This window comes from Pantoea sp. SGAir0183, assembly GCF_043545505.1.
The window spans coordinates 2,227,300-2,253,842 of record NZ_CP028053.1; the positions used below are offsets into that span (position 1 = coordinate 2,227,300).

The 26,543-nt window shown below is 52.1% G+C and carries 28 protein-coding genes and 1 pseudogene; 8 read left to right on the forward strand and 21 right to left on the reverse strand.

Going from position 1 to position 26,543, the window contains the following annotated elements; translation table 11 throughout:
* Positions 1 to 42: 42 nt before the first annotated feature.
* Positions 43 to 435 carry a VOC family protein gene (locus C1N59_RS10345; protein ID WP_394549425.1) on the reverse strand — a complete coding sequence of 131 codons (393 nt, stop codon included), beginning with the start codon at positions 433 to 435 and terminating at the stop codon, positions 43 to 45.
* 70 nt (positions 436 to 505) lie between these two features.
* Here C1N59_RS10345 and C1N59_RS10350 point away from each other — a divergent pair, with 70 nt between their 5' ends.
* Complete coding sequence (locus C1N59_RS10350; protein ID WP_058701909.1) at positions 506 to 1,051, forward strand: GNAT family N-acetyltransferase; 546 nt, start codon at positions 506 to 508, stop codon at positions 1,049 to 1,051.
* 273 nt (positions 1,052 to 1,324) lie between these two features.
* Here C1N59_RS10350 and C1N59_RS10355 read toward each other — a convergent pair whose 3' ends face one another.
* Positions 1,325 to 1,993: a cysteine hydrolase family protein gene (locus C1N59_RS10355; protein WP_394549426.1), complete on the reverse strand. Its 669-nt coding sequence runs from the start codon at positions 1,991 to 1,993 to the stop codon at positions 1,325 to 1,327.
* Between the two features lie 134 nt (positions 1,994 to 2,127).
* Here C1N59_RS10355 and C1N59_RS10360 point away from each other — a divergent pair, with 134 nt between their 5' ends.
* Positions 2,128 to 3,099: a GlxA family transcriptional regulator gene (locus tag C1N59_RS10360; RefSeq protein ID WP_394549427.1), complete on the forward strand. Its 972-nt coding sequence runs from the start codon at positions 2,128 to 2,130 to the stop codon at positions 3,097 to 3,099.
* A gap of 120 nt (positions 3,100 to 3,219) precedes the next feature.
* Here C1N59_RS10360 and C1N59_RS10365 read toward each other — a convergent pair whose 3' ends face one another.
* The 3 genes from C1N59_RS10365 to C1N59_RS10375 are packed head-to-tail and all read right to left on the reverse strand — an operon-like array spanning position 3,220 to position 5,484.
* The gene (locus tag C1N59_RS10365) at positions 3,220 to 4,323 is read right to left on the reverse strand and encodes a M20 peptidase aminoacylase family protein (protein WP_054633774.1); all 1,104 of its coding nucleotides are present in this window, start codon (positions 4,321 to 4,323) and stop codon (positions 3,220 to 3,222) included.
* A gap of 17 nt (positions 4,324 to 4,340) precedes the next feature.
* Complete coding sequence (locus C1N59_RS10370; RefSeq protein ID WP_033741638.1) at positions 4,341 to 4,808, reverse strand: YjiG family protein; 468 nt, start codon at positions 4,806 to 4,808, stop codon at positions 4,341 to 4,343.
* Positions 4,801 to 5,484, reverse strand: coding sequence for a nucleoside recognition domain-containing protein (locus tag C1N59_RS10375; RefSeq protein WP_033741636.1), 684 nt, complete (start codon positions 5,482 to 5,484; stop codon positions 4,801 to 4,803). Before C1N59_RS10375 ends, C1N59_RS10370 begins: the two co-directional genes overlap by 8 nt.
* Before the next feature lie 376 nt (positions 5,485 to 5,860).
* Here C1N59_RS10375 and C1N59_RS10380 point away from each other — a divergent pair, with 376 nt between their 5' ends.
* The gene (locus tag C1N59_RS10380) at positions 5,861 to 6,757 is read left to right on the forward strand and encodes a LysR family transcriptional regulator (protein ID WP_033742190.1); all 897 of its coding nucleotides are present in this window, start codon (positions 5,861 to 5,863) and stop codon (positions 6,755 to 6,757) included.
* A gap of 207 nt (positions 6,758 to 6,964) precedes the next feature.
* Here C1N59_RS10380 and C1N59_RS10385 read toward each other — a convergent pair whose 3' ends face one another.
* From C1N59_RS10385 to C1N59_RS10410, 6 genes are all read right to left on the reverse strand, one after another.
* Complete coding sequence (locus C1N59_RS10385) at positions 6,965 to 7,855, reverse strand: sugar phosphate isomerase/epimerase family protein (protein ID WP_058701914.1); 891 nt, start codon at positions 7,853 to 7,855, stop codon at positions 6,965 to 6,967.
* Between the two features lie 115 nt (positions 7,856 to 7,970).
* Positions 7,971 to 9,140 (reverse strand): Gfo/Idh/MocA family protein, encoded by a 1,170-nt coding sequence (locus C1N59_RS10390; RefSeq protein ID WP_394549428.1) that lies wholly within the window; start codon positions 9,138 to 9,140, stop codon positions 7,971 to 7,973.
* A gap of 11 nt (positions 9,141 to 9,151) precedes the next feature.
* Positions 9,152 to 10,075, reverse strand: a complete 924-nt coding sequence (locus C1N59_RS10395) for a TIM barrel protein (protein ID WP_394549430.1) — start codon at positions 10,073 to 10,075, stop codon at positions 9,152 to 9,154.
* A 213-nt stretch (positions 10,076 to 10,288) separates the two neighbouring features.
* The gene (locus C1N59_RS10400) at positions 10,289 to 11,311 is read right to left on the reverse strand and encodes a LacI family DNA-binding transcriptional regulator (protein WP_054633779.1); all 1,023 of its coding nucleotides are present in this window, start codon (positions 11,309 to 11,311) and stop codon (positions 10,289 to 10,291) included.
* 535 nt (positions 11,312 to 11,846) lie between these two features.
* The gene (locus C1N59_RS10405) at positions 11,847 to 12,302 is read right to left on the reverse strand and encodes a hypothetical protein (RefSeq protein WP_039340368.1); all 456 of its coding nucleotides are present in this window, start codon (positions 12,300 to 12,302) and stop codon (positions 11,847 to 11,849) included.
* Between the two features lie 633 nt (positions 12,303 to 12,935).
* On the reverse strand, positions 12,936 to 13,847 hold the full coding sequence (locus tag C1N59_RS10410) for a LysR family transcriptional regulator (protein WP_054633780.1): 912 nt from the start codon (positions 13,845 to 13,847) through the stop codon (positions 12,936 to 12,938).
* 116 nt (positions 13,848 to 13,963) lie between these two features.
* Here C1N59_RS10410 and C1N59_RS10415 point away from each other — a divergent pair, with 116 nt between their 5' ends.
* Entirely contained in the window at positions 13,964 to 14,845 is an 882-nt protein-coding gene (locus C1N59_RS10415) for an MBL fold metallo-hydrolase (protein ID WP_394549431.1), read from the forward strand.
* A 12-nt stretch (positions 14,846 to 14,857) separates the two neighbouring features.
* On the forward strand, positions 14,858 to 15,835 hold the full coding sequence (locus tag C1N59_RS10420; RefSeq protein WP_394549432.1) for an alpha/beta hydrolase: 978 nt from the start codon (positions 14,858 to 14,860) through the stop codon (positions 15,833 to 15,835).
* Positions 15,836 to 16,241: 406 nt separating this feature from the next.
* Here the strand turns inward: C1N59_RS10420 and C1N59_RS10425 are convergent, their stop codons facing one another.
* From C1N59_RS10425 to C1N59_RS10465, 9 genes are all read right to left on the reverse strand, one after another.
* Positions 16,242 to 17,261: a C45 family autoproteolytic acyltransferase/hydolase gene (locus tag C1N59_RS10425; protein WP_394549434.1), complete on the reverse strand. Its 1,020-nt coding sequence runs from the start codon at positions 17,259 to 17,261 to the stop codon at positions 16,242 to 16,244.
* A 21-nt stretch (positions 17,262 to 17,282) separates the two neighbouring features.
* Positions 17,283 to 18,005: a glutamine ABC transporter ATP-binding protein GlnQ gene (gene glnQ, locus C1N59_RS10430; protein ID WP_394550819.1), complete on the reverse strand. Its 723-nt coding sequence runs from the start codon at positions 18,003 to 18,005 to the stop codon at positions 17,283 to 17,285.
* 2 nt (positions 18,006 to 18,007) lie between these two features.
* The gene (gene glnP, locus C1N59_RS10435; protein WP_039340375.1) at positions 18,008 to 18,664 is read right to left on the reverse strand and encodes a glutamine ABC transporter permease GlnP; all 657 of its coding nucleotides are present in this window, start codon (positions 18,662 to 18,664) and stop codon (positions 18,008 to 18,010) included.
* Between the two features lie 50 nt (positions 18,665 to 18,714).
* Positions 18,715 to 19,467 (reverse strand): glutamine ABC transporter substrate-binding protein GlnH, encoded by a 753-nt coding sequence (glnH, locus tag C1N59_RS10440; RefSeq protein ID WP_394549436.1) that lies wholly within the window; start codon positions 19,465 to 19,467, stop codon positions 18,715 to 18,717.
* A gap of 125 nt (positions 19,468 to 19,592) precedes the next feature.
* Positions 19,593 to 20,144 (reverse strand): carboxymuconolactone decarboxylase family protein, encoded by a 552-nt coding sequence (locus C1N59_RS10445; RefSeq protein WP_394550821.1) that lies wholly within the window; start codon positions 20,142 to 20,144, stop codon positions 19,593 to 19,595.
* A complete protein-coding gene (locus C1N59_RS10450) occupies positions 20,144 to 21,472 on the reverse strand; it encodes an aspartate aminotransferase family protein (protein ID WP_394549438.1) in 1,329 nt (442 codons plus the stop codon). The genes C1N59_RS10445 and C1N59_RS10450 overlap by 1 nt, the downstream gene beginning before the upstream one ends.
* Before the next feature lie 129 nt (positions 21,473 to 21,601).
* Complete coding sequence (locus C1N59_RS10455; RefSeq protein WP_039340377.1) at positions 21,602 to 22,459, reverse strand: MurR/RpiR family transcriptional regulator; 858 nt, start codon at positions 22,457 to 22,459, stop codon at positions 21,602 to 21,604.
* A 493-nt stretch (positions 22,460 to 22,952) separates the two neighbouring features.
* Positions 22,953 to 23,486, reverse strand: coding sequence for a GNAT family N-acetyltransferase (locus tag C1N59_RS10460; RefSeq protein ID WP_054633783.1), 534 nt, complete (start codon positions 23,484 to 23,486; stop codon positions 22,953 to 22,955).
* Positions 23,487 to 23,775: 289 nt separating this feature from the next.
* Entirely contained in the window at positions 23,776 to 24,156 is a 381-nt protein-coding gene (locus C1N59_RS10465) for a winged helix-turn-helix transcriptional regulator (protein WP_033741436.1), read from the reverse strand.
* 99 nt (positions 24,157 to 24,255) lie between these two features.
* Here C1N59_RS10465 and C1N59_RS10470 point away from each other — a divergent pair, with 99 nt between their 5' ends.
* Together C1N59_RS10470 and C1N59_RS10475 are read left to right on the forward strand one after the other, a co-directional pair.
* A complete protein-coding gene (locus tag C1N59_RS10470) occupies positions 24,256 to 24,987 on the forward strand; it encodes an SDR family NAD(P)-dependent oxidoreductase (protein ID WP_058708155.1) in 732 nt (243 codons plus the stop codon).
* A 343-nt stretch (positions 24,988 to 25,330) separates the two neighbouring features.
* Positions 25,331 to 25,627, forward strand: coding sequence for a hypothetical protein (locus C1N59_RS10475; RefSeq protein ID WP_394549440.1), 297 nt, complete (start codon positions 25,331 to 25,333; stop codon positions 25,625 to 25,627).
* Positions 25,628 to 25,813: 186 nt separating this feature from the next.
* Here the strand turns inward: C1N59_RS10475 and C1N59_RS10480 are convergent, their stop codons facing one another.
* Positions 25,814 to 26,200 (reverse strand): hypothetical protein, encoded by a 387-nt coding sequence (locus C1N59_RS10480; RefSeq protein ID WP_033741484.1) that lies wholly within the window; start codon positions 26,198 to 26,200, stop codon positions 25,814 to 25,816.
* A gap of 99 nt (positions 26,201 to 26,299) precedes the next feature.
* Here C1N59_RS10480 and C1N59_RS10485 point away from each other — a divergent pair.
* Positions 26,300 to 26,533 (forward strand): annotated as a pseudogene (locus C1N59_RS10485) (AraC family transcriptional regulator); the annotation flags it as partial.
* Between the last annotated feature and the right edge of the window lie 10 nt (positions 26,534 to 26,543).

The following is a 26,543-nucleotide window of genomic DNA, read 5'->3' on the forward strand; positions in this document are numbered from 1 at the left end:
CCCACCAGTCCGTGTGGTAGCGCCTGCTTATTACTTATGCCGTCAGGCCTGCCATGCGGCATGCTGGATAACGATCCGATAGCCGTCCCTGTCCTGAAAGGTTGCGCCGTTTTTTGCCCAGTACGGGTTAAAAGACGTCACTTCAGTAAACCCGGCACGCGTCATTACCTGACAACGTTGCTGCCAGCACGCCGCGTCCGGCAGATACAGCACCAGCAGATCGTCAACCGTTGTCGCGGGCTGGACAGGATGGTGCTGACAAAACGTAAACTCCAGATGCCAGGGCAAGGTCTTATCACCCAGCATAATGCCGCTGAATCCGTCATGGTCACTGAACTCCCCCAGTTTATGCAATCCAAGGCCAGTGCAGTACAGGTCTGCGCTCGCGGTCAGGTCACTGACCGGGCGCGCAATGCGCAGTTGTTGTATCACCATTGCTTCTCCTGATTCTGTAAAAAGGCTATTAATAGTGGGCGTGGATAACGGCATAACAGTGAGGTTTATAATGTATCTGCAGTCAGCACGTTTGTTGCTCAGAGCTATGCGCCCTTCCGATGACAAGGATCTGTTCCGCATTTATGGCGATCCCGCGACCAACACGTTTAACCCGGCAGGCCCGTATCCGAGCCTGGCGTTCGCGCAGCAGAAGCTGGCCGAGAGGCTGACCGCTTTTGAACGGTACGGGTTTGAAAGCTGGGCGATATCGACGCGAGATGCGCCCGATACGCTGATTGGCTTTGGTGGGTTGAGCGTACGTAAGTTTGCCGGTGAGTTGACCAATAATCTTGGCTATCGCTTTGATACCCAGGCATGGGGTAAAGGTTATGCTACTGAGCTGTCACGTTTTGCCCTGGATTACGGCTTCAACGAGCTGGGGCTGGCGTCCGTGACCGCATCGGTACGACGTCATCATCAGGCTTCAATTCATGTGCTGGAGAAAAGCGGGTTGCGCTACATCAAAGAGATTTATGACGTCGAAAATGCCCCGCCAAGCCTGTGTTATGCGATGACGCGTGAGCAGTGGCAGGCCTCAGCGGAACGTAAATATTAGCAGGGTGAGCTGTTAATTATCCTGCACGCAGCCGGATGAGAACGCACCAGGATGTGTACTTATCGTAACGGTGATCGCCAGAGGATTTGTCAAGACGACTTGCTGAAAGGCGCCCCGCGATGATTGTCGATTCACACGCAGAACCCGTGTAAATGGGATTCTGCATGAGGGTGCATTTGCTGGTTTCTACGTTTTTACTGGACGGGCCGCCTGAGGTGGTGTCCCTGACACAGTAACAGTCGAAGGCATTTACCACTGTCACCGGTATTGCTTTCAGACCACATTTCCGTCCAGGCATGGCGCTGCATCACACAGCAACCCCCGGGCGCGCTGGTTGGAGCGCAGAATGCTATCGCGCACCGGTACGGTGCCGCTCTCAATGCAGGCTGTCCACTGCTGAGTAGTCAGCACGGCCGCAAAGTTTGACTGCAGCACTACACAGCATACCCGATGAATCTCTTCTGCACTCACGCGCCCTGCCTGATTTTGGTAAGGAACTGAACCTGAAGCATCACTGAGGTATTCCACAGCAATGCCGTTATGCCACGCATGATTAATGGTAGAAAGATTGCAGTTGTGAGTCATATAGCCCACTACCGTCAGCGTGTTAATGGCGTGATCGGCTAACCAGTGCGCCAGTCCCGTTCCGGTAAAAGCGCTGGCCCGATTTTTACTCAAAAGAAGCGCTCGGGGACGTGAAGCGACAACGGGATGCAACTGCCAGCCATCGCTGTTAATCGCAAAAAGCGGTGATTCTGCAGGCGCAGTATGCTGTACCACGATTACCGGTATGTTTGCCGCACTCGCCCTGTCCATGGCAATCGCGATGTTTTCCAGTGAATGTTGCGGATGTGGATATTCAATCGGCAACGCGCCGCTGAAATATTCATTCTGTACATCAATGACAATAAGCGCGCATTGAGGTAAAGCGGAAACGGTCATAGCCAAATTCCTCAGATTAGTGGCTCTACAGAGCGTAAAGCCGTAGACACCATCTTCACCCGACGATAATCTCAGCAACAGCGTCCCGAAAGACAACGCACGAAAGTATTGGGCCATCGTTATGGAGAATGATCATGTCGTGCAAAAATATCGCGGTACTGGCTTTTCATGACATCAGTCCTTTTCATCTTTCAGTGCCCTGTCTGGTTTTTGAAAACCGTACCGAACATGGCCTGCCCGCTTTTAACCTGCGGGTTTGCGCAGCCGAGACCGCCAGCGGTGATTTAATCCGTACCTGTGCGGGTTTTATGCTAAAAAGTGAGTTGACGCTCGAAGATGCAACAGACGCGGATGTCTTAATTGTTCCCTCCTGGCGTAGCCCACAGGAGCGTCCGTCGGACGCTATGCTGCATGCGATACGAATGGCACGACAGCGCGGTGCTACGGTCGTGGGGTTGTGCATGGGTGCGTTTGTGTTAGCAGAGGCTGGCGTACTGGACGGATACAAAGCGACTACACACTGGAGCGCAGCACCGTATTTCGCGCAGCATTTTCCCAAAATCAAGCTGATGCCAGATGTGTTGTATCAGGATGCGGATGACGGCAGGCTGGTTACCTCTGCCGGGACAGCCGCCGGTCTTGATTGCTGCCTGCACCTGGTTCGTCGCTGGCACGGCGCCGATATCGCCAATAAGATTGCACGCCGGTTGGTCACGGCCCCGCATCGCCAGGGAGGACAGGCCCAGTACATTGAACAGCCTCTCCATAGCCAGCCGGGAGGCGATCGTCTGTCAGACCTGCTGAACTGGATGGTGGCCAATCTTGCAGAGCAGCACTCTCTGGATTCACTGGCGCAGCGGGTTGCAATGAGCCGACGTAATTTCACCCGCCGTTTTCGCGACCTGACAGGTATGACGGTCAGTCAGTGGTTACAGGGACAAAGGCTGGCCTATGCGCAACGCTTACTCGAAAGCACGCCCCATTCTGTAGAATATGTGGCGCAGTTATCAGGCTTCGGCAGCGCCGTATCACTACGCCAATATTTTAATAAAGCGTTTAATACCTCACCCTCCGCATGGCGGGCACTGTTTGCTCATCGAGGGTAAACGATATTTATCCTTCACTTTTGCTGAGGCGGCACTGTGAGACAGCCTCGTCGGCTCTCTTATCTGTCGCTAATGTCCGGCGGGCATGGCACATTCCTGCGCCACGGGCATCCGTGATAATCAGCCAAGCACATCCTGCACGCAGGCTTTAAACACTTTCACCCCAAGCGCCAGCGCGTCACGGTCAAAATGCATCTCCGGATGATGCAGACCGGGCGTCAGGTTGGCCCCCAGTCCCCAGAAGCCGCCTTTAATCTGTGGACGAAGACGCAGATAGTGAAAGAAGTCTTCACTGCCGGGTGTCGACTTCGGCGCAGTGAGGCCGGTTTCGCCAAATACGCTGCGAATACCGCGTGCGATCACCTCTGTGGCCTCGTCATGGATAATGGCGGCGGGCATCTCTTTCAGAATGCGGATCTCTGCGCGTGCGCCATAGGCGGCGGCGCTGCTCTCAATCGCGCGTACCACCTGTGGTTTGAGGGTAGCCATCGCTTCGTTCTCTGCCGCACGCAGATCCCAGCACACCTGCGCTTTATCAGGGATTGAGTTAGTTACGCCCGCATCACAGAGAAACCGCGTCGCTTTTGCGCTCCATGTCAGCGACGGAGCAAGATGAATGCCATTCACCGCCTGCACCGCGTGCGCAGCGGCATCCAGTGCATTGACGCCCAAATGTGGCCGCGCGGCGTGCGCCGCTTTGCCGTGGAACATCACTTCCACGGTAGCGGACGCTGAGTAGTACATCGCCGGCACGGCCTGGCCCATCGGGCACTCCTCCAGCGGGCGCAGGTGGAAGCCGAGCAACATGTCGACATCATCAAGCACGCCGCCTTCGGTCAGGGCAATCGCCCCGGTGCCCAGCTCTTCCGCAGGCTGGAAGATGAATTTTAACCGGCCCTTTTTCACCAATCCTTCAGCCATCACCTCCTGGGCGGTGGTCAGTACGACGGTGGAGTGGCCATCGTGCCCACAGGTGTGACGCGCCACATGTTGGCCGTCAATGATATGCCCCAGCGCATCCATATCGGCGCGCAGCGCTAACGTCGGGCCAGGCTTACCGCTGTCCAGGACGGCGACAATACCGGTGGTGTTGTTTACCTGGCGAGTGACCCGGTAGCCCGCCGCCTCCAGTACGCCCGCGATATAGGCGGAGGTTTTAAACTCTTCGAACCCCAGTTCCGGGATTTGGTGCAGGTAATTAAAGTGCTCAAGTGTACGCGACACGTCTTACTCCTTAGTGCTCAGGCAATAACGCGCATAATCAGCATGGCGATTACGGCATTGAGAATGCTGACCGCCATCAGTAACGGCCAGTACTTCTTCGGCACATCGGCCACGCCCAGCAGGCGCCCCATGTACTGGAGTTGCGAGCCCATCAAAAAGATGGCGGGCGCGAGAATGGTAATCTGGGCCATATCAAGCTGGCCTTTACTCAGCAGGCTGACGGCAACGCCGGTGCCCGCAGAGGAAGAGAGCCAGGCGGTTAACAGTACGGTGATCGCCTCGCCCGGCAGGCCAAAAAGCCCCATCAGCGGGGCGCAAATGTGCCCAATAATCTGCATCACGCCCAGCAAATTAAGCATTTCTGCGATGACATAGGCCATTAATACATTTGGCATCAGATTATTAATGGCGATATTAAACCCTTTGCGCGCACCAATAACGAAAATATCAAACGGATTACCGGAGACTTTTGCCTGATTATTCATTGTCGAAATCTCGCTTATAAACAGTATTTAATGCCAGGCGAACCACGGCGGCACCGACGAATTTAAGAACAAACATTAAAATCAGCGGAATAATAATGGGGAGCGTTAATGAAGCGAACATCGCCGAGCCGATAGAGAAATAGTTATTAATCAACCCGGCACCCGAGTATTGCCACGAGCCCATAATCACCACATCTTTACGGGTGATTTTTTTGCTGTCATAGAGCTCTTTGGTTAATGCCGCGCCGGCATCGGTGCTTTGCAGATCGGTAATCAACGCAAGACCGGTATAACCCGGAATCCCGAGCAGTGGTTTTAACAGCGGAGTAAGTAATTTATGTGCCGCGCGGATCGCGCCATAATGAGTGAAGATTTCCAGCAGGCCGAGTGCCAGCATTACCGTGGGCACCAGCGAGAGTGCAAAGAGAAAGCCGGCTTTGGCGCTCAGGCCGCCGCTGCCGATAAAGGTATTGGTTTCCGGCGTTTTCATGGTGCCGAACGCGCCACCTAACGTGGTAAAATCGAATGCACCCAGCCAGGCCATACCGTCAACTTTAAAAAAGAAGCCGGAAAAGACCAGCAGCACAATGATCAGTGAAATCCACGCGCCCGGCCCCACTTTCCACTCCTCTGTCGCTTCTTTATCTGGCTGCTTCAGTGTTTTTGATTCGCTCATATCATCTCTCTTTACATCTGTAATGGAAAAGTCCTGATACTAAGCAGGATCCATGCCTGAATAGCCCAGCCGTGAAATAAACCTCTTTTATTAAGATTTTTAGTGCAGTAAAAACCCTTCCCAAAAAAACATGAGAACGTCATATCCCTTTTCGGAGAAGTGTATTTTTCTCTGCCTGCCTAAAGGCGCAGGCAAATAATTTCTCACCGTTTTTGGGCGCGCTTTTGGTGCAGTACGATGTTGTTCGCTTTTTTTCTTTTCTGACCAGCGAAAATTAACGGTTAATTTGATTATCACTATTTAAAGAGCTTGATAAATAGCCGTGGAGTGATGTTATTGTTGCCTTAAGGTCAACAGTAACGAGGAAATGTGGCAGATGTTCCAGGATAAACAGGTGGGCTATCTGTATGAAGTCGGTAATCAGGGCGGCATTCGCCGCGCGGCAGATATCCTCGGGGTTAATGCGTCGGTCGTCAGCCGTCAAATCGCACAACTTGAGCGTGCGCTACAGCTTCCCTTGCTGGAACGGCGTGGGCGTAACGTGGTGTTGACCGAAGCGGGACGCCTGCTGGCAGAGGACTATTTTGTCAGCCGTATGCGGCGCGAAAAGCTGGAGAGCCAGCTTAAAGATCTGCGCCATATGCGCGGCGGAACGCTTTCGGTGCGCATTGGCGGCGGACTGATCACGGCGTTTATCGAAGGGGTTATGCGCGAATTTGCCCAGTCTTACCCGCAGGTGTTTGTCGATATTGTGGTCGGCAGCATGCAGGAGATGATGAACGATATCGTCAGCGGCGAAGCGGATATGGCGCTGGCGTTTGGTCCGATTGGCACACCGGAACTGAAGCGGCACAGTTTTAAGTGGGGGCCGATTTGTGCCGTCGTCGCGCCGCAGCATCCTGTCGCCAGTCTCGCCAGCATCACCATTGAAGCGTTGACTGCTCACCCGCTTATCGCCCTCACAGAAAACTTTGGCCTGCAGCGGCATATGAACGCGATGTTCAAAAGCCAGGGCCTGCAGTTTCATCCGGCTTACCGGTGTAACCTCTTCTCGACCGCCATGAACCTCAGTCAGGCCGGGCTCGGCGTCTCATTTATGACGGCCCACGCCGCCGCCGACCCGATTCGCCAGGGCACACTTGTCGCCGTGCCAATCGATCATCCGATTGCCAGTAGCGCTCAGTGTCACCTGTTACGGAACTCCGACAGGCGCTTTACCCCGGCAGCCCATCATATGTGGCGACTTCTGCATAATGCGTTTCGCGACAGATAAAGGCAGAGACAGCCGTAAGGGATGGATGTCATGCCAAATACAGAAAGAAATGGACAGCGAAGATGGCTAAAGCCAGCGGTGAGCAAGGAGAAGCGATAAACCGTTTCGTCAGACAGTCTGTACTGAGGCAGTAACAGTCAGAGAGGTATCGCTTAAAAGCCCGGCGTGAATGCAGGAATACCTTCCCCATCATGCCGGGCAGATGACTCAGCGAGACGGCGTGAGCAATTCCCGTTCTATCCGCTCGCGGGTCTCAACGGCCTGATATTTCATTTTTTCCGGGTAACCGAACAGCGAAGCGGCCACGACAGGTTCGCCACCCACTTTGAACGTCTGCTCTGCAAACTTCATTTCCCGCAGGGTGCGGAACAGCGTCTCAAAATCCACCTCGCCTTCTCCGATGCCAACATGCTGATGAATGGTCGCATCGACACCGGGTGGATTGACAATGTAGCGGCAATGTTTGGTGTGATTCATCGTATCGGCAATGAGAACATGAGAGAGATCGTGCCCCGCATGACGAAGCATCCTCTCTACGTCCCCTTTTCCTTTATCGTAAAAAAAGGTATGCGGGACGCTGTAAACGTATTTAACGTTATCACTCCTGAATGACCTGACCATATTGACGGTTTCGTCGCTTTCTTCGCAGAAGTCCCATGGATGCGCCTGTATTTCTACACGGATCCCTTCACGTTCGAACAACGGAAGCAGTGTTTCCATCGAGCGGTAAAACATCTCATCGCAGATTTCAGGTTGATTAGGATCGCCCGCCAGTTCGGTATTAATAACCTGAACCCCCATTTCGACGGCGATTTCAACGAGGCGTGTCCAGTTTTTTACCGCCGCCTGTCGGCGCAGTTCATCCGGGCCAGACCATCGGTAAACACAAATGAAAGAGGAAATTTCAACGCCCGTTTCGCGCAGGGCCTTCTTATACTCCGCAATGATTTCGCGGCTTGCGCGGGGATGCTTATAGAACGGATTAATTTCCGGATGCGGAGACTGCTCGATGTACTTGTAGCCCCATTCCGACACCTGACGGACCATTTTGGTGATACCCAGATCTTTGATTACATCTACGTCGAATGCAATTTTCATTGATGCCACCTTTACGTTATCTCATGCTGCCTGAGTCGGGTTTCAGGCAGAGAAAGTCACTTAATCGCAAATCTCATCCTCAACAGACTGATGCGCTCATCCACTACAGTCGATATCAGCATTCCACCCACGTCGAGCCGGATTCGGCTGAACGGACACAGTTTTCCACCCATTTGACGCCCGCCAGCCCCGCATGCACATCGGGATACCAGAAATCCTTAAGGAAGGCGTCGTCACCCCGATCGGTGGCATCCATAGCCAGCGCGAAACGTCTGTAGAGGTTTGACCAGGCCTCGAAAAGACCTTCCGGATGTCCCCCTCCGATACGGTCATCTGCACGCGCGGCCGGGTGAAGATAGTCCATGCCCCTTTCCAGGATGCGTACCGGCTCGCCCTGAATTTCAAACCGGAGCTGGTTCGGCTGTTCATCCCACCACTCGATACTGGCTTTAGCGCCGACGATGCGCACTTTTTGCCCATGCATGGAGCCGCAGTTAACGGCGGAGGCCCACAGACTGCCGACCGCGCCATTCTCATATTCCATCAGGACAAACGCGTTATCTTCGAGGGGAGCGCGGCTTTTAACAAAGCTCTGACGCGAGCACAGCAGTCGCCTGATTTTTAAGGCGGGAGCCATAGTTTCAGCGATGCACAACGGATGGGTTGCCAGGTCCCCCAGCACGTAACTGGGTCCGACAAAGCGCGGGTTAACGCGCCAGCTGGTACTGGCGTTATTTTGTTCAACGGATTCGTTGTGAAAACCGTGTGCAAACTGCATGTTAACAATGCGGATGTCGCCCAAGAGTCCCTCCGCAATCATTTCTCTGGCCTGGAGAATGAGCTGATGACCGGTATAACCATATGTCAAGCCGATGATCTTGTTTTTCTCCCGGCTCAGTTTCGCCAGATGCTCAGCCTCTTCGACCGTAAAGCACAGCGGCTTCTCACATATCACATGAAGTCCGGCTTCAAGCGCGGCGAAGCAGACAGCAAAATGCGTGTTGTTTGGTGTGGCGATGGAGACGGCCTGAATACCGTCCTCGCGTTGTCCTTCTGTAGCAAACAGGGTTTCGTAATCGGCATAGCACCGGTCTGGTGAAAGGCCCAGTGCCTCACCAAAGGCGCGCCCACGTGCGGCATCAAGATCGAACGCGCCGGCGACTAACGTAAAGGTATGATCACGGAGTGCCGATGAGCGGTGAATGTAGCCAATCTGACTGGTCCGGCCACCGCCAACCATGCCCCACCGAAGTGATTTTTCGAGCGGTTTAATGCCGTTAATCATGATTATTCTCCTCAGAAACCGACGGAATGCAGATAATGCAGACTGGCCGTGACATCACGCAGGCTTGTATCCGCATCACGCGGATCTCTTTCCTGTTCAATGGTTATCCAGCCCTTGTAACGACGCTGGCGCAGAAATGCATGAACGTCCGGATAGTTGATGGCACCGCTGCCAAGAGGACACATGACGCCCTGGGCGCAGGCGGTGAAAAAATCCAGCCCTTCTTTAACTGCCCGGCGCCAGACAGCCTCGTTAACATCCTTGAAGTGCAGGTAATCAATCCTGTCCCAGTAACGTTCCAGCGCGGCCACCGGCGCCATGCCAGCGTAATACAGGTGGCCGGTATCCAGGCAAAGCCCGGCTACGGTATGGGGAATATCGTGGACCAGCTTTTCCAGTTCATCGGCAAACTCAATGCAGCCACCAGCATGGGGATGAATGACCGGCCTGACACCGTACACTTTCCAGGCAATCTCACTCAGAATGGTGATATGTCTTATCATCGTCTGCCAGTCACTGGGATTAAGCCGCGGGGCCTTTTCTGACTGACCGGCTGTGGCGGCACGTTCAGGATCACCAAAGTCGATGATGACAAGATAAGGTGGCGATAACCCCTCATTGACAGCGTCAGCCTGCCGGGTAACGGCGCTCAGGTTGTGGCAGATCTTATGGGTCAGATCGATCATTGCCGGGAAGTTTTCTTCACTGACTAAATCGTCGAAAAGGGTGCCGGCAATAACAGACAGCTGATGTTCCTGAAGTGCAGACGTCAGGGCTTCGGGCTCAACAGGCAAGTATCCCCATGGTCCCAGCTCCAGACTTTTGTATCCGGCGAGCGCGGCCTCTTTTAGCACGCTCTGCCAGGGGGGAAGAAACGGGTTTTTCGGGTCGTCCACTCCCCAGCTACAGGGTGCAGTCGCTATGGAAATGGTCATGGTTTTTCTCCGGATGCGGCAACACAGGTAAGCACTGACATGCAGGCGACAAATGCCTGACTCAGTGCGCGCAGTATTGCGCCGGTTTTTTGATACCAGCAACCCTCCGTCGTGGATTATTTGATAGAGATCATGATTTTTTTAAATCATATTATTGATAGTTTTACATCAAATCCAGACAGCGCAACCCTCTGCGTGATACGTCGTGAGACGTCAGATATTTTCCCGGGTAACCAGATCGAAGGGAACGGTAACAGAGAGAGGATTGCGGTCGGTTTCCTGATATCTGCGGATAAAAACAGAGACGATCGTCTCAGCCACAACATCGATACGGTGGCGTATCATCACATCGACATGCCCCGCGATAAGCGCCATTTCATCGCCGATGAACGGGCCATGGCAGAGAATTTTTATATCATGTCGCGCACTTTCACAGACCGCCTTGATTACGCCCTCTATGCCACCGCACGGCGCATAAATCATGGCCACACTGGGATGGTTTTTGAGCAGTTGGCTGGCAGCCAGATAGCCCCCACTGATGCTTTCCCGCGTCTGTAACGGCTCAAGCACCACCGCATCTTGTCTGTTCTCGCGCAGGTACGAACGAAAACTTATTTCACAGCTTTCCTGGCAGTTGAAACGGTGATCGCCGAGCAGCACACCAATAACACTGTCTTTTTCCATCATGCGCTCAGCAAACCATCCCGCTGTACGCCCTGCTTTGAGATTATCGAGACCGATATAGCCCGCCTGACCACAGGGAGAAAGATCGGAAAACAAAGTGAAAATTTGCACGCCTGATGCGGATATTTGCTTAATGGTGTGCCGTATAAGAGGATGATCGAGCGCAACTACTCCAATGATATCGACGCGTTTTGCCAGAGCTTCAAGAGACGACACAACTTTCTCCACATCATGTATATCAGCCCACACAAAGGCCGGCTCTGTCGCCAGTTTTCCGTCTGCATACCGGCGGATTTCCTCTGACAGCACCTGATAAAACGAATAATCACTGGGCAGCAGAATAAACCCGGTGCGCACCGCGCTCTTAACCGCCGTGGCTTCTGGCGTCATCACCTTACGCAGATCTTCCCGGTAACCGAGCGCTTCCGCTGCGCGCAGAACGCGGTCCCGGGTTTCCTGCTTCACTGACGCTCTGTTATTTAGAACACGATCAACGGTAGCCACCCCGACACCCGCCGCTCTGGCAACCGCTGACATGGATATTTTTTTCATTACACAGCCCGAGATGATAGATTTCTATCATCTTAAACACAAAAAGTGTGCAGCAGCAAAATACTTCTGCTGCTTTACGGTGTTTTTTACAGGATGACGCATTGGCAGAAAGTGACCGCCGCATGACAGTAGGCAGAGAAAACGTGGATGTAGGTTATTCAACAGAATGTGTGATTAACATTCCAGTCCGTGCGGTTTCATACACCAGTCCCGGCAGGCAGCGTGAGAACGCCTTCAGTAAACAAGCCGTCATAAGGTAAGAGCGGCATTTTTCCGCTTCCCTTGCATCAGGCTGGCATATCGGCGGTAAATGACCGCACACGGAATATCCGCACACATAGTCAGGGGCAGAGCCCGCGATAAACGGCGTGTTTACTGCGGTTACGTTACGTAATTGCATATATCGGGGGCCACGATTCGTGCAGCCGCTATCAACAGAAGCGCGATGCGATTATTACCCCAGAAAAACACCCTAAGGTTTCCCCTGTGTATTAGTGGCTGTCCTGTGTTTTAGCCGGGAAATGTGTGAAAAGTTTCAAACACCACAAAGCTCGTGAGCACGTAATTTCCATTCCTCAACCTGAGTGGGGTGGTCAAAAGAGTAATAGACGTTAGCGTTCTCAGGCAGGATATTATGCAGTGCCTGCATGCAGTTGGCCTCACAGGGTCGCAATTCAATATAGGCAGCCGTGATGGGTATGACATCATCGCTGGAAAAGCGCTCAATGCGTTCTATCGCAGCAACGAGTGCAGCCATTTCGCCATGCAGCCTTACCCAGTTATTAGTATAGATTCCTGGTGGCACGCTTACCTGCATCCGACTGTTTCCGAACGCATAACGAATATTACCCCGTAGCCGGTACTCGACTACTGCACAGCAGGACTCAGGACCGAAACCAGGCTGTTTCACTAAATTCTTTTTGTTCTCCAGCGTGCGCCTGACAATCGGATAACCGGATCTAAGGGTGTATTCAGTTTTTATCAGTTGCATCAGCGCTTCCTTTACTTGACCATTGTTAATCAATGATATGGGGTTCCGGCGCAAAACTCCATAAGAACAGGACTCTCAGGGGCTGGAAAATTAAGGTCTGCTTAATCATAACCAGAGGGACTGAGTGATGACAGCCGAGCCCTGCGTTTGCCTTACGGCTTCACCAGCTAGCCGCTGCTCTGCATCTGGTTCATATCTGTGGTTCAGATTCAGCCAGTTCTTTATCGTTCGGCTCTGTAAGTATTACGTCTGTAAGGGAAAACCTAATGATGATTTACCATTATGATCAGGAAAATCCATGGCTGTGTCTGAAGAGGTATGTTTCGGCCTGAAATCCTGCACAGGCCAGTCCAGTTAAATCGTAAGGTCCGGTTTGCGCTGTGAGTTCAACGGGTCGATGAAACGCGCTCCTTTATCAGGGGGGCGTTGTGTAAACATCCGCCTTATAACTGATCGCGCTAAATACCAGGTTCATGAACGACGTAGGGCACAAGGTAAAACTGTTCTATTGCTTTATAAGTCATGCCTGATCTTTGCATCACTCGCTGAGAGGAAGCATTTTCAGGAGCGGCAACAGTCACTAAACACGTTACCTCAGCAGCAAAACACTACCAGTCAGCGTCAACCATTGCCTCAGGAGCGTCCTGTCATACCTGTTTCTGAAAACTGTTCCCTGACCCAGTCCGCAAATAATCGTATACGGGGAGCCAGTTGGCGGTTCTCCGGCCAGGCAATATGAACCGGGAGTTCATCAACCAGCCATTCATCAAACAGCCTGATAAGGTCCCCCTTTCTCAGCGCGTCTGCCACCAGAAACTCATAGGTCGTTACGATGCCCAGGCCCGCGCGCGCCGCACTGAATGCCGCGTAAGCGTCGTTGACGGATATCTGAAACGGACCGCTAAGCGGAAACGATTCGCTGGCTTTCATCAGTTGATGCTCAAAACGTCTGCCGCTCTGTGGGGAACGCACCTGAATATGATGAAAGTGCACTAACTGCGTGGGATGGGAGGGTTTACCCTGTCTTTTAAGGTATGCGGGCGCGGCGCATACCACCATGGGCAGTGCTCCCAGAGAGCGGGCAACAAGCGAGTCATCGTGAAGTCGTCCTATGCGTATCACGCAGTCAAACTGATTTTCAATGAGATCGCTGGTTCGGTTGCCCACGCTTGTGATGATCTGTAAATCCGGATAGCGGTCTATGAAATCCCCCAACCTCGGAATAATCAGGCAGTATGCCAGCGCGCCCGGCATGTCTACCCTGAGCTGGCCACGCCACGTTCCAGCCGCTCCCGAAACGCTGCTGTCCAGTTTTTCCGCCTGGATAAGTAATGCCTGCGCGCCCTTGTGGTAAACCTCACCCTGTTCCGTGAGGCTTAGCCGTCGTGAAGAACGATGTAAGAGTTTTACACCCAGCTCATTTTCGAGGGCCTGAATCTGCCGTGTCACCGTTGACTTGGGTAACCCGAGACTTTCCGCAGCACGGGTGAAGGCTCCGGTTTCAACGACCTGTAGAAAGCTGCGTATCGCAGAAAATTTATCCATGCCCCGCCTTATTGTTGCTGTATCTGCAATTTAAGTTTGCCCGGCGCCCGATTGTTCATTACGCCCACAACCCTGAATATACGGCCATCCAGTCCATTCCCCCAACGGAAAAGCACATGAGCAAGCTGTTAACCTGGCACGTCGCCGGTGCAAAAATCACAAAGATTCCAGAGCAACAGAGCAACGGCATTCCCGTGTTGTCTCTGTTTCCACAGTGGGATCGTCAGTCAGCCTTGCGTTTTGCTGAACACATTCAACGTCATGATCTGGATTTTACAGACGAGACCGTGTCGCTCAGCACACACAGCTGGCTGATTGAAAAAGACGGTAGGGTCATCATCCTTGACACCGCATCGGGTAACGGCAAAAAACGCCCCGGCAATGCAAAGTTTCATGAAATGAACAGCCACTGGCTGCATGCGCTGCGAGCGGCCGGCGTTGAGCCTGAGCAGGTGGATGCGGTCGTTTTAACGCACCTTCATGTCGATCACGTCGGCTGGAATACTGTTTTGAAGAAAGGTCAGTGGCGCACCACGTTTCCGAACGCCCGCTACTACTTCTCCGCAGATGAATACCATTTTTATCAGAACCCACTTAATGTCATGCCGGAAAGCACAGGTGCAATGGATGACAGTGTGTATCCGGTCGTCGCTTCAGGGCAGGCCGTGTTTCTGGACAGCGCCGAGACAGAGGTCGTTGCCGGGCTGCAGATTCACAGAACACCGGGGCACAGCGTTGATCACCTGGCATTCAGTTTCTCAGACGGCGGTGAGACGGCCCTGTTCTGGGGTGACGTCGTGCACAGCCCGCTTCAGATATGCCTCCCCGAGTGGAACAGCCGCTACTGCGAATTTCCCGACACGGCAAAAAAATCCCGGACAGTGATGATGAATTTTGCTGCTCAGACCCGGGCGCTGGTTTTTACCTCTCACTTTCCGGACAGCTCGGCTGGACGGGTTCTCAATACAAACGGCCAGTTAACCTGGCAGCACGCCTGACAGGAGAATATCATGACAAACACACCACCGCTGTTCAGCGAAGCTTTCGCCATACCCTCCGATACCAGAGACATTTCATTGTGGCTGCGTCACAGGCGGCGCGCTGATACTACGGACTTTGATGCGGCACAGACGGTTCTGCTGATGCACGGCGCCACTTTCTCATCGGGAAGTCTGTTTGATACACCGCTTGAGGGGGAATCTTTCCTTGATTACCTTGCCGCAGCCGGTCTGGATGTCTGGGCAGTGGATGTGCGTGGATACGGCCGCGCATCAAGACTACCTTCTTTCTCTTTGCCTGCGCGGGAAAATCCGCCGTCAGCGCGTGCTGAAACCGCAGTAAGGGACTTAGGAAGTGCGGTTGATTACGTTCTTGCACATCATGGACTGACGCAGTTGAACCTCATCGGGATGTCATGGGGAGGAACGGTGGCGTCGCTTTACACCACACGGAATACCGCTAACGTGCGGCGTCTGACGCTTATTGCGCCACAGTGGATTCAGGACGGTAAATACGCGCTGGATCCCGGCGGCGAAATAGGCGCATGGCGCGATATTGACATTGATGCAGTGGAATCACGCTGGCTTCAGGCCGTGCCAGACAATAAAAAGAACAGCCTTATTTGTCCCGGCGGATTTATGCACTGGGCCCGGCAAACAGTGGATGAGGAACCCGATCCGGTTTTGAGAGCCCAGCGCAAAATCCGGGTTAGCACCGGTCCGATTCAGGATACACGGTGTTACTGGGCAAAAAATAAAGGCGTCTACGATCCCGCCGACATCCGCGTCCCCGTATTGCTTTTACATGGTGAATGGGATCGTGATGTACCTGTGAATGCAATCCAGGACTGGTTCCTGCGAGCGACAGGCACCCCCTGGAAGCGCTGGACAGAAATCGGTGAAGCCACACACATGATGGTGCTGGAGAAAAACCGACGTCAGGTGTTTGAGCTTACCCGGTATTTTATCAGTCAGGTTCTGGATATTTAATGAGGCATGTATCACTCAAGCCTCATGTTCAGAAAAGTATCGTGCCAGACAACATCCGCTTCAGGTACAAAGCAACCTCTGAAACAGATTAAGGTCCGTCAGGTGCGAAAAGGAGAATTTCGCCCTGCCCGCTGTTGAACGTCACGCTCAAAATTTTATCAAACCGGGACTGGCGCGCGCCCTCAGTGCATTGAGCAGATGCGCAAAGTCGGCGCGCTTTGTCTTCCCCTTATAGCGCCCATCACTGAGCGCGCCCCCGGGCCTGCGTTTTGCACAGCACCCGCTTTCTCACCTGACCACGACGCGGGTACAAACCCTGACAGAAGCCTTCCGCTGACCAGCCCAGTGAATGTTGGTAAAACACAGGACCAAAGGTTTCATCACGGTGACAACCGGATTCAGTTTGTCATTCAATGCAGTACTGTTGCGCAGCATGTTGCCGATCCAGTGTAAAAACCTGCAATGTCGTTTTCTCGCTTTCCAGCGTGAAAATGGCTGTCGCAAGCGTGTTTTCTTCATCCGGGTCATGCGGCGACAGGCGATAAACAGGCAACACAGGATCATGCTGATCCGAGAGGATAGCTTTAGCCGACGCGCCATCAAGTTGCGTCTGTGTGTCCAGCCAGTCGTTCAGGCGCTGCTGACGTGAAGCGGAGCTCTCGGTAATCACTTGCTCAGTGGTATCAAGTTTCGCATGAATCAGGTGGTTGGCATGGGCGAAGACATGACGCAATGGCGTGACAGAACAACCGGAACCGGTTGCTTCCACGCTAAACAGGCGGCTGTCGCCCCGCTGCCCTAATGTATGGTGGAATGCCCCCGCACGCGGTCCTGTTGTCAGAATCGCGATAGCCTCATCCAGAGTTGTCGCATCCAGCGCTGCACGGGCCAGAACCTGACGAGGAACCCCCGCCGGGCGATCCACTGCGCGGATGTTATTCACCGTGTTGACAATCCCTTTTTCATTCACAGCGAATGTATGGCCGCAAATCGACCCTGGATAGGCGAAGCTGATAAATTTCAGACCCTGTTCCGGCACCACTGAGACGATCGCACAGTCATCCCGTAACTGCGGAAAACCGTCTTCGTTATGCGCAATAATCCGCTCACCGTTCGCATTGCTTCCCGCCACGGTGGTACAACCATCCGACGTAGACCGCACCAGATCGCCACGGCAGTTCCATGCGAAAACCTCATCAAGCGGTGCCTGCAATCCATCAGCAAGTCCCTCTAGTTCCTGCCAGATAAGCGGGAACTGCTGCTGAACACGCTGACGCATAGCCTGGGTGGGTTCAGCCTCTTTCATTGCCGTTACGGTTTGCCACAGCGCCGTTACGGTGAGCTTTTTGTGCCAGGCCTCACGGCCAAATTCACCAAGCTGCTGACCGATTGCAAAAGCGGAACCCGTGATTGTAAGTGCTTTCATTGTGTATTTATTCACTTCTGTTCAGGAGACATGCTGCAAAAATTCTTTAAGACGCGGGTTGCTGCTGGCGTTAAGCAAACTGTCAGGTGAACCATCTTCGGCAATCGTGCCACCATCAATAAAGATCAGGCGCGAGGCCACATCGCGGGCAAAGCCAATCTCATGCGTCACAATGATCATTGTCATCCCTTCTTCAGCCAGCGAGCGCATGACTTTTAATACTTCATGGCGCAGTTCAGGATCCAGTGCCGATGTCGGTTCGTCAAACAGCATCATTTTAGGCTTAACGGCCAGCGCCCGGGCAATGGCTACGCGCTGCTGTTGACCACCTGAGAGTTCAGAAGGATAGTGATCGGCACGTTCGCGTAACCCGACACGCTCCAGTAACGCCATTGCCTGTTCACGGGCGGCCGCTTTGCTCTGCTTGCGTACGCGAATCGGACCGAACATCACATTTTCCAGCGCGGTCAGATGCGGGAACAGATGAAACTGCTGAAACACCATGCCGGCTTCGCGGCGGATGTCACACTCGTTGGCATGCGGATCCGTAATGTGTTTTCCCGCAACCAGCAACGTTCCGCCAGATATCTCTTCAAGTTTATTGATACAGCGCAAAAGTGTGGATTTGCCGGAACCTGACGGGCCAATAATCACCACCACTTCACCGGTTTCAATCTTTAAGTTGATATCGTGAAGGACCTGCGTTGTGCCAAAGTTTTTGGATACCGCGTTAAATTCAACGATGCTCATAGAATATGCATCCTTTTCTCCAGTTGCTTAAGCAGGAAACTCAGGCACAACGTGACGGCCAGATAAATCATCGCCACGGCGGTCCATACCTCAAGTGCCCGAAAATTACCGGCAATAATTTCCTGGCCCTGACGCGTTAATTCGGCCACGCCAATGACAATAAACAGTGAGGTATCTTTGATACTGATAATCCATTGATTGCCTAAGGCAGGGATCATACGGCGCAGCGCTAACGGCATGATGACATGCCACAATGTACTTCGCTGCGATAGTCCCATTGCCAGACTGGCTTCTTTGAAGCCTTTATTAATAGAAAGAATCGCTCCGCGCGTGATTTCCGCGATATAGGCACCCGAGTTAATCACAATCGTTACGATGGCTGCCGTGACCGGCTCAATGCGAATGGGCAGCACCATCGGCAGCGCGAAATAAATAAACATCACCTGTACCATAATCGGTGTGCCACGAATCACTTCGACAAAAATCAGCGAAAGTGTTTTGGCTATTTTGCCACCTAAGGCACGGCAGGTTCCGGCCAGTAATCCAATAATAAAACCGCCTAACAATCCTGACAGTGAAATAATCAGCGTCAGTTGCAATCCCTGTAAAAGAATCGGCAACGATTCCCAAATATATTTACTTTCAAAATTCATAATTCGACCCATGGAGCGAAACGAGGCCAGCTCACGCCGGCCTGGCGGGATTATTTCGGTTCTTTAGCAAACCATTTCACATAGATTTTGTTGTACGTACCGTCAGCACGCAGTGCCTTAAGGGCGGCATTGACTTTGGGTGTCAGAGGGCTGTTTTTCTGCATCGCAAAGCCGTACTGCTGAGGCAGAATGCTGTCGTTTTCACCGACGGCTTTAATCTTGCCATCGCCGGCAGTTTTTACGTAGTAGAGGACGTTCGGCGAGTCGTGCACAACCGCATCCAGGTTTCCGGCCTGTAAATCGAGATAAGCATTATCGATATTGGGAAATTCAACGTAGTCGGCTTTGTATTTGCCTTTCATAAACGTGGCGGCAGCCGTACCCTGTTTCAGGCCGACTTTTTTGCCCACTAAATCGCCGAACTTCGTGATTGACGTGTTGTTGCTTTTGACGGCGATTAATAAATCGGCGTTGTAGTAGCCATCACTGAAATCGACGACCTGCTTGCGAGGTTCAGTGATTGTAATGCCCGCCATGGCAACGTCCAGGTTGCGCGACTGCAGGCCAGGAATTAATCCGCCAAAATCCATCGGCCGTAATTCATAGCTGACATTCATTTTTTTCGCGATGGCATTCCATAAATCAATATCGAAGCCAACATATTTATCGCCTTGTTTAAATTCAAAAGGCACAAAAGCCGTATCAACGCCGACCACTAATTTATCCTGCGCTGCCACAGCAAAGGTGGCGGAACAGGCGACCAGCGCGAATGCAATTTTTAACTTAGTAAATAATCCAGACATAATAACCCTCAGCGTCAGTGAAATAGCGTGCAGTACATGTCACCCGATGGCGTCCATCGGGATATAAAAAAGAGAATATTGATTATTCAGGACAGGTCAGGACGTGCCCTGATTAAACCCAAAGTTTACGCAGGAATAATGTGATCCTGCGTGTCGGGCACCGGCGTCTGTGCGCCGTTCATTACCATCGAAAGAAAACTGTAATAGCCATTAATACCTATCAGATCGACCACGCCTTTTTCGCCCCATAACTCGATGGCCTGCTGCCAGGTGATATCACTGACGTTTTGCTGCTGATATAACTGCTGGCAGAAAGCGTAAATGATCGCTTCATCCGGCTTTAAATCCGTGGGCGGGCGTTTTTCATTGATGGCCTTCACAGCCGCCGCTGAAATCCCCTTTTCACGCGCTATGGGTGCGTGAATAGCCCACTCAACAGGCTGCGACCAGTGCCGTGCCGTGATCAAAATCGCCAGCTCAGATAAGCGCTGACCCAGCGCACTACGATAGCGAAGATATTCCCCCATGCGTTGTGCATGCGCCATCAGCTCGGGGCTGCGTAACAGCGGCTCAAAAGGCGGGAGCAGTGCGCCGCGCGGACCGTTGATAATCTCTTGCGCCAGTACGCGCTGCTCATCGTCCCACTCATCCGCTTTTAGCGGGGGTAAACGGTTCATCATAATTTTGCCGTCTCTTCACGGATGACGATATTCAGTGTGTCCACAACAAAATCCAGCTGGCTGGTCGTCACGATAAACGGCGGCGCAATTAATATATGGTCGCCATACTGACCGTCCAGGGTGCCGCCCATGGGATAGACCATCAGTCCGCGCGCCATACAGTTTGCTTTGACAGCCGCATGGAGCTTAAGGCCCGGATCGAACGGCGTTTTAGCTGCTTTATCAGAGACCAGCTCAACGCCGGCAAACAGACCACGCCCGCGTGTATCACCCACGTGCGGTAATTCGCCCAGCACGTCACGCAGGGCATTGTGCAGATAAGCCCCTTGCTGTTTTACCGCGTCCAGCAGGTTATCGCGCTCAATCACGTGCTGAACCGCCAGTGCGGCCGACGCCGCGGTCGCATGACAGATATAGGTATGGCCGTGCTGGAACAGCCCGCTACCGGCCTGAAGTGCTGACACAATTTTCTCACTCGCCAGCACGGCACCAATGGGTTGATAACCGCCGCCCAGGCCTTTGGCGATGGTCACCAAATCGGGAACCACGTCATCCTGTTCAACGGCATACAGCGTGCCGGTGCGGCCCATTCCACACATCACTTCATCAGCGATATAGAGAATGCCGTATTTATCACACAGGCGACGCACGCCTTTCAGATAGCCGGGCGTTGGCGGTGTGGCGCCGGTGGTGGCACCGACGACCGTTTCCGCACAAAAACCGATAATAGTTTCCGGGCCAGCCTCAATGATCGCCTGCTCAAGCTCGTTAAGCAGGCGATCGGTGTATTGCTGCTGGGTTTCATGTTCAAGGCGATCGCGATACTCATTACAGGCAGAAACCCGGATCACGTCGATGAGCAGCGGCGCGAACTGGCGGCGACGCCATTCATTACCGCCGACAGCCAGCGCCCCCAGCGTGTTGCCATGATAGCTTTGCTTACGGGCAATAAACTTCGTGCGTGACGTCTGACCGATTTCAACAAAATACTGACGGGCCAGCTTGAGGGCGGTTTCCACCGCTTCCGAACCGCCGGAGACAAAATAGGCATAGTTAAGATCGCCCGGCGCGTTACGCGTCAGGTGGTCGGCGAGCTGTTCGACCGTATCGCTGGTGAAAAAACTGGTGTGCGCATAAGCCAGCTGATCGATCTGGCGATGCATCGCGGCCAGAACATCCGGATGGGCGTGTCCTAAACAGGAAACGGCCGCACCCCCGCAGGCGTCGAGATACTGTTTACCCTTCGTATCATAAATGTACGCGCCTTGTGCGCGCGCCGCCACGATGGGTGTGCTACGCAAGCTACGGTGGATGATATGACTCATGCTGGATCCTGCTCCTGAATACGCTGTATAGACTCAGCGCATCTTGCAGGATTCATTTGAATCACGTCAATGGAATTATGATTCAAATGCATTCCGTTTTCTTATGACCGATCCCTTTGCCTCATGCTGTCAGGGTTTACCCTGTACCACATAAGCGCCCGACTCCATCAAATAGCGCTCAGCATTTTCGATTTTACTCACCGCATCGCGGCCATGACGGGCAACCAGCATCGCGAGCAGGCACTCTGCCAGCCCCATGCCAGAAACGACGGAAGGGAAAAAGGACGGACTGTCGATGGAAAACAACATTTTACAGTCGGCGGCCTGGGCTAACGGTGACACCAGCGAATCGGTAATCGCAATGATCTTCGCGCCCGCCCGTTGTGCGGCCTGCAATACCGCCAGAGACTCGCGAGAATACGGAGCAAAGCTGATAAGTAAGACACAATCGTCTGAACTGAATTCTCGTGTAAAGACTTCGATATTACTCGCCAGGCCATCGATCAAGGATACGTTGCGATGAAACAAGCGATAAATGTAGAACAGCGACCAGGCAATAGGGAAACTGGCACGGAAACCGCAGATATAGACATTCTCAGCCGCATCCAGCAGGGACACGGACTGCTCCATCATCGGACGGTTTTCATTATGTGTGAATTCGAGATTACTTTGATGCGCCTGGAACATCTCACTGTAAAGTTGAGACTGCGGACCCGACGCAACGAGCTTTTCAGCCCTGGATACATATGTATCATTACGCAGCCCAATATCATCGATGAACGCGTCTTTTAGCTCACCCCAACCGCTGTACCCCAGCCGTTTTGCCAGACGGAGCAGAGTGGCAGGTTTAACTCCAGCCTGAAAGGCAAAGGTGCGCATCGATTGCACGACCAGTTGGTTGGTATTCTGCAGGGAGTATTCCGCAGCGCGTTGCAGTTCCGCAGACAACGTACTGAACTCACTGAGAATGTTTTCTCTTGGATTCATAGCCACTCTTCACGGGCGTTAAGGTTCAGGTATCTAAACACATTTGCTTAAGAGACTCTATAAACGGCAAACATCCCCTGGTGTTACGGCTTCATTATACTTTTCACAGCAGGGTCAACGTTTGTTTGTCGCTCATCGCTGTCTTGCAAAGCACTTTCTGAATTTTGCTGATTTCCCTTTTCTTATTAATAATTTGAAACTCCGGGGAATACCGGCTGCCTCGTACCGATGACCTGCCGTTCACTCATCTTTTCGTTAAGCCGTAGTTGGTCCAGAACGGACAGGGGAAAGGTAGTGTTTGCTGTGAGTGAGGAACGGCCGTTTGGGGTGTTCACAGCAGGTGGAAATTTTACTTACACAGCCGTGTTGGGTTTAACGGGAACCGATCAAGACATAAAATCGCCCGTTCGTTCCTTACACTACCTGAACAGGTAATCGGTAAGCAGCCCGGTAGCGGTGTCGATTTTAGAGAGAAAAGGCATTGGCTAATTTTTCAGCAAGCAGATATCAGAAGCTGACCGGCATTTTTCCAGCTGATTCTGAATACCGGGGCATGATCTGATGAAGGCATATCGGATAATGTTCTCTCCACAATGGTGCCCCCGAGGCGCTGATAAAAAGCTGTTGCCTGGGTGTTATCTTCAAACACCCACAAATAGAGCGGTGACTCATCATCCCTGCTCTTGACCCATTCGGCTGCGCGCCAGAGAAGTTGTTTTCCTACACCGTGACCACGTAGTGAAGAGCTTACATGCAGGCTGTCTATATAACAGCCCCACTGCGCGTCATAGTGGAGCTTAATACATATGAAGCCTTCAACCTTTCCATCATATTCAGCTACAAACACTGTTTCGCTTTCATTGCTCTGATTCAGTGCTGAGCGCCAGTGTGAAAGACGATCTTCCTGCGCCTGATTTTCAAGGAAATCCGCAGACATCACTTTCGTGTAGGTATCTCTCCATCCGGCGGTGTGCAGATGTGCTATTGCATCGGCATCACTGCGCTGAGCCTGTCTTAAGTGAATCACTGTTACCTCTCACAAACGCAATGGCGTTTCATGCTAGCAAAATCACATTCAGTCGAAAATCAGCTTACCCGGTTCAAACCATACATCACATCTTACGCAAGGATGAAAATGAATCTGGAAAACTCATGGTGACAGAGTGCTTACCTCATACGTAAATGTTCGCTTCTGATACAAAGCGGACATCCACATAAAGCATTGTCAGGAAACGTGGGGCTTCATTAATCAACATTTTCGATGCTGGCCTGTAAAACTGAGCGCGCATCGCAACAGGATTCAACATTACGACTCTTCAGCAAATCTCTTCCGCCTGTCTGGTATCATACATCAACTGAGCCCGTTCCATTTCCGCTCCATGTTTTAGCGCCCATCCATACAGCGCACTGAATGGCTCCTGAAGCGTCTGTGCCAGTGGTGTAAGGCTGTACTCCACGCTCACTGGTGAAGTAGGCAGTACCTTTCGGAGCACCAATCCATTGCGCTCAAGCCGCTTCAGCGCATCAGACAATGCTTTATGCGTAATACCCTCCAGCCGGCGACGGAGTTCGTTGAAGCGCACAGGTTCATTACAAAGCACAGTGAGAATTAAAATTGACCATTTATTGGTTATGTTCTCCAGAACCGGCCGCGTTTTCCCTATTTCTTTCAGGTCATTACAATCAGTTTGAGACATGGCGATATATTCCCCGATACCTGATATAAATAAAGTGCGTAATTGTTATTAAGTTTACAAATTATATCATCTGTTTTCCACCCTTACAGGAGAGAGCAGATGAGTAGATTAGAGAATAAAGTTGCCCTGATACTCGGCGGTGCAAAAGGCATTGGTCTGGCTATCAGCCAGCGATTTGCCAGTGAAGGTGCCACAACCTGGCTGACCTCACGCCGTAATGAGGAGTTAGAAGCAGCCAGTCAGACCATAAAGGGCACTGCCAGGCCAGTCCGTGCTGACGTCAGCCAGATAAGTGAACTGACGCGAATAGTCGATTTAATCAAGACAGAATCCAGCCAGATAGATGTGCTGGTCATCAACGCCGGCATGGCAGAATACTCGACGATTGATGATGTCACGCCGACACATTTTGATTCTGTTTTTGGCCTGAATGTGCGCTCACCGCTTTTTGCTCTGCAGGCAGCCCTTCCTCTGATGAAGGAGGGAGCGAGCGTCGTTTTGATAGGTTCGGTTGCCGATGTGATTGGCACGCCGGGATATGGCGTATATGGTGCCAGTAAAGCAGCACTCCGTTCTTTTGCCCGCACATGGACACGTGAACTCTCCGCCCGTGGCATCCGCGTTAATGTTGTCGCCCCCGGCCCTGTCGATACGGAGATGATGCGTGCAGCCTCTGAAGAGCTACGAAATGAGATAATCCGCACCATTCCCTTATCAAGAATGGGCAAACCTGAAGAAATTGCCAGTGCCGTCCTGTTCCTTGCAAGTGATGAAAGCAGCTATATAGCCGGAGCAGAAATCTGTGTGGATGGTGGCATGACACAGGTATGAGGCATGGCGTTCAGTTTCACTAAGATCAGAGAAAAGCTGTACGAGAAACGAACCGGGCGACGACCCGGTTTTTCTTTAGCCAGAATGGCTGTGCTCAAATTCCCGTTTATTTGTATCGGTGTCCGGCAGGCGGTATGCTGCGGCTTATTGCGGCATTGGCGCGCTCGCCGTTAATGAATCCGACATCATTTCAGCAAGGCCCGCTTCTGGCACAAAGCGGACAGGCTGACTGAGCTGAAGATCCGCTATGCGCGAAAAGTGGTCTTTTGCTAATTTCTCAGAAATAGAATAGGTATGCTTTGACTTTGTTCTGTATGAAAGCCTTAACAGCAGGATTGAAAATATGAAACAGGTCAGAATTTATACACTCAAAGACAAACAGTCAGCAGAAATTTATTTTCACCGACACTGGCCCAGACATATGGCCTCTCTCCCAGCCTTTGGTATATATGTAAATCATGTTTATCTCGGGAAAGAATGTCAGGTCATTGCAACCGTTACCTATCAGGAAAATACCGAAATACAAGCTATAAATCAGAAATATATGGCCAGCAAGGCGTTCATGTCAGACATGGAAGGTTTCGATATGTCTTCAATCCTCCGGGTGGATGAAATCATTTTTAAGGAAACACTTTTCTGACTTGCGACTTTCTCAGCCAGCAGGAACATTCCTGTCGCAGTCACTTAAATTGATACACAGCAATTAACCGGCCGTTAAGGCGGGGTCATACAAAGCGCATTTGGCCTGTCCGCTTCTGGCACAAAGCGGACGCTAAAATCTCTTCCTTTGTCCGCTATAAGCGAGAAGCGGACATTTAAACCCCTGTTACCTGGTGCTACCCAGGTCCCGGTCACTTTCCAGACCTTTAAGCATAAGTGTGGCTTCTTCAATACGAACAAATAGCCCTGAATCATCTGTTTCAGCAAACATATAAACTTCCATCTCAACCTCTTCCCCATTGCGCTTAGTACACAATACACGATGTCTGGTAGCATAGAGATTGCCTTCACGAAGTTCGTCATGCACATCAATTTTGCCGAAAGAAATTATTTCGCGAAGTTTACGAGCATGATGAGCAAAGCTATCTAAACTTCCCCACTCATTATCAGTGCGCTGCCGATAACCGGGACTAAAGTGGCGATTAAGTATCTCTTCCAGGGGGATTTCCTGTTGGTTAATAATCTCATCCAATACGTTAGCAATAGAAATCATTTTCATGGTCAGTCCTCATCATAAGTTATCAGTACTCTACAATCGACCTGATGGCTTCGGTACGGTATAAAAGACAATAAATACCTCAAATAAGCCAATATGACCGACCCGTTAATTCCATTCTCCCGGGCTTTTTCTTCTGATGGACCCACTTTGATTGTCGCGGCCCGCCAGTCGGATGCAATAAGGGAAACACCACGTCACCATCACATTCGTGGACAGTTACTCGGCGCTGAGCATGGGCTGCTTACGATCGATGCGGAAGAGTGTCGCTGGGTCGTACCAGCAACGCATGCCGTGTGGATACCTCCAAATATTCCGCATGGTCTGCGCTCGCACGGCC

Excerpts from the sequence above, each read along its gene's own strand:
- C1N59_RS10345 (WP_394549425.1), bottom strand. The coding sequence starts at position 435 with ATGGTGATACAACAACTGCGCATTGCGCGCCCGGTCAGTGACCTGACC.
- C1N59_RS10350 (WP_058701909.1), top strand. The coding sequence starts at position 506 with ATGTATCTGCAGTCAGCACGTTTGTTGCTCAGAGCTATGCGCCCTTCC.
- C1N59_RS10355 (WP_394549426.1), bottom strand. The coding sequence starts at position 1,993 with ATGACCGTTTCCGCTTTACCTCAATGCGCGCTTATTGTCATTGATGTA.
- C1N59_RS10360 (WP_394549427.1), top strand. The coding sequence starts at position 2,128 with ATGTCGTGCAAAAATATCGCGGTACTGGCTTTTCATGACATCAGTCCT.
- C1N59_RS10370 (WP_033741638.1), bottom strand. The coding sequence starts at position 4,808 with ATGAATAATCAGGCAAAAGTCTCCGGTAATCCGTTTGATATTTTCGTT.
- C1N59_RS10375 (WP_033741636.1), bottom strand. The coding sequence starts at position 5,484 with ATGAGCGAATCAAAAACACTGAAGCAGCCAGATAAAGAAGCGACAGAG.
- C1N59_RS10380 (WP_033742190.1), top strand. The coding sequence starts at position 5,861 with ATGTTCCAGGATAAACAGGTGGGCTATCTGTATGAAGTCGGTAATCAG.
- C1N59_RS10385 (WP_058701914.1), bottom strand. The coding sequence starts at position 7,855 with ATGAAAATTGCATTCGACGTAGATGTAATCAAAGATCTGGGTATCACC.
- C1N59_RS10390 (WP_394549428.1), bottom strand. The coding sequence starts at position 9,140 with ATGATTAACGGCATTAAACCGCTCGAAAAATCACTTCGGTGGGGCATG.
- C1N59_RS10395 (WP_394549430.1), bottom strand. The coding sequence starts at position 10,075 with ATGACCATTTCCATAGCGACTGCACCCTGTAGCTGGGGAGTGGACGAC.
- C1N59_RS10400 (WP_054633779.1), bottom strand. The coding sequence starts at position 11,311 with ATGAAAAAAATATCCATGTCAGCGGTTGCCAGAGCGGCGGGTGTCGGG.
- C1N59_RS10405 (WP_039340368.1), bottom strand. The coding sequence starts at position 12,302 with ATGCAACTGATAAAAACTGAATACACCCTTAGATCCGGTTATCCGATT.
- C1N59_RS10410 (WP_054633780.1), bottom strand. The coding sequence starts at position 13,847 with ATGGATAAATTTTCTGCGATACGCAGCTTTCTACAGGTCGTTGAAACC.
- C1N59_RS10415 (WP_394549431.1), top strand. The coding sequence starts at position 13,964 with ATGAGCAAGCTGTTAACCTGGCACGTCGCCGGTGCAAAAATCACAAAG.
- C1N59_RS10420 (WP_394549432.1), top strand. The coding sequence starts at position 14,858 with ATGACAAACACACCACCGCTGTTCAGCGAAGCTTTCGCCATACCCTCC.
- C1N59_RS10425 (WP_394549434.1), bottom strand. The coding sequence starts at position 17,261 with ATGAAAGCACTTACAATCACGGGTTCCGCTTTTGCAATCGGTCAGCAG.
- glnP (WP_039340375.1), bottom strand. The coding sequence starts at position 18,664 with ATGAATTTTGAAAGTAAATATATTTGGGAATCGTTGCCGATTCTTTTA.
- glnH (WP_394549436.1), bottom strand. The coding sequence starts at position 19,467 with ATGTCTGGATTATTTACTAAGTTAAAAATTGCATTCGCGCTGGTCGCC.
- C1N59_RS10445 (WP_394550821.1), bottom strand. The coding sequence starts at position 20,144 with ATGAACCGTTTACCCCCGCTAAAAGCGGATGAGTGGGACGATGAGCAG.
- C1N59_RS10450 (WP_394549438.1), bottom strand. The coding sequence starts at position 21,472 with ATGAGTCATATCATCCACCGTAGCTTGCGTAGCACACCCATCGTGGCG.
- C1N59_RS10455 (WP_039340377.1), bottom strand. The coding sequence starts at position 22,459 with ATGAATCCAAGAGAAAACATTCTCAGTGAGTTCAGTACGTTGTCTGCG.
- C1N59_RS10465 (WP_033741436.1), bottom strand. The coding sequence starts at position 24,156 with ATGTCTCAAACTGATTGTAATGACCTGAAAGAAATAGGGAAAACGCGG.
- C1N59_RS10470 (WP_058708155.1), top strand. The coding sequence starts at position 24,256 with ATGAGTAGATTAGAGAATAAAGTTGCCCTGATACTCGGCGGTGCAAAA.
- C1N59_RS10475 (WP_394549440.1), top strand. The coding sequence starts at position 25,331 with ATGAAACAGGTCAGAATTTATACACTCAAAGACAAACAGTCAGCAGAA.
- C1N59_RS10480 (WP_033741484.1), bottom strand. The coding sequence starts at position 26,200 with ATGATTTCTATTGCTAACGTATTGGATGAGATTATTAACCAACAGGAA.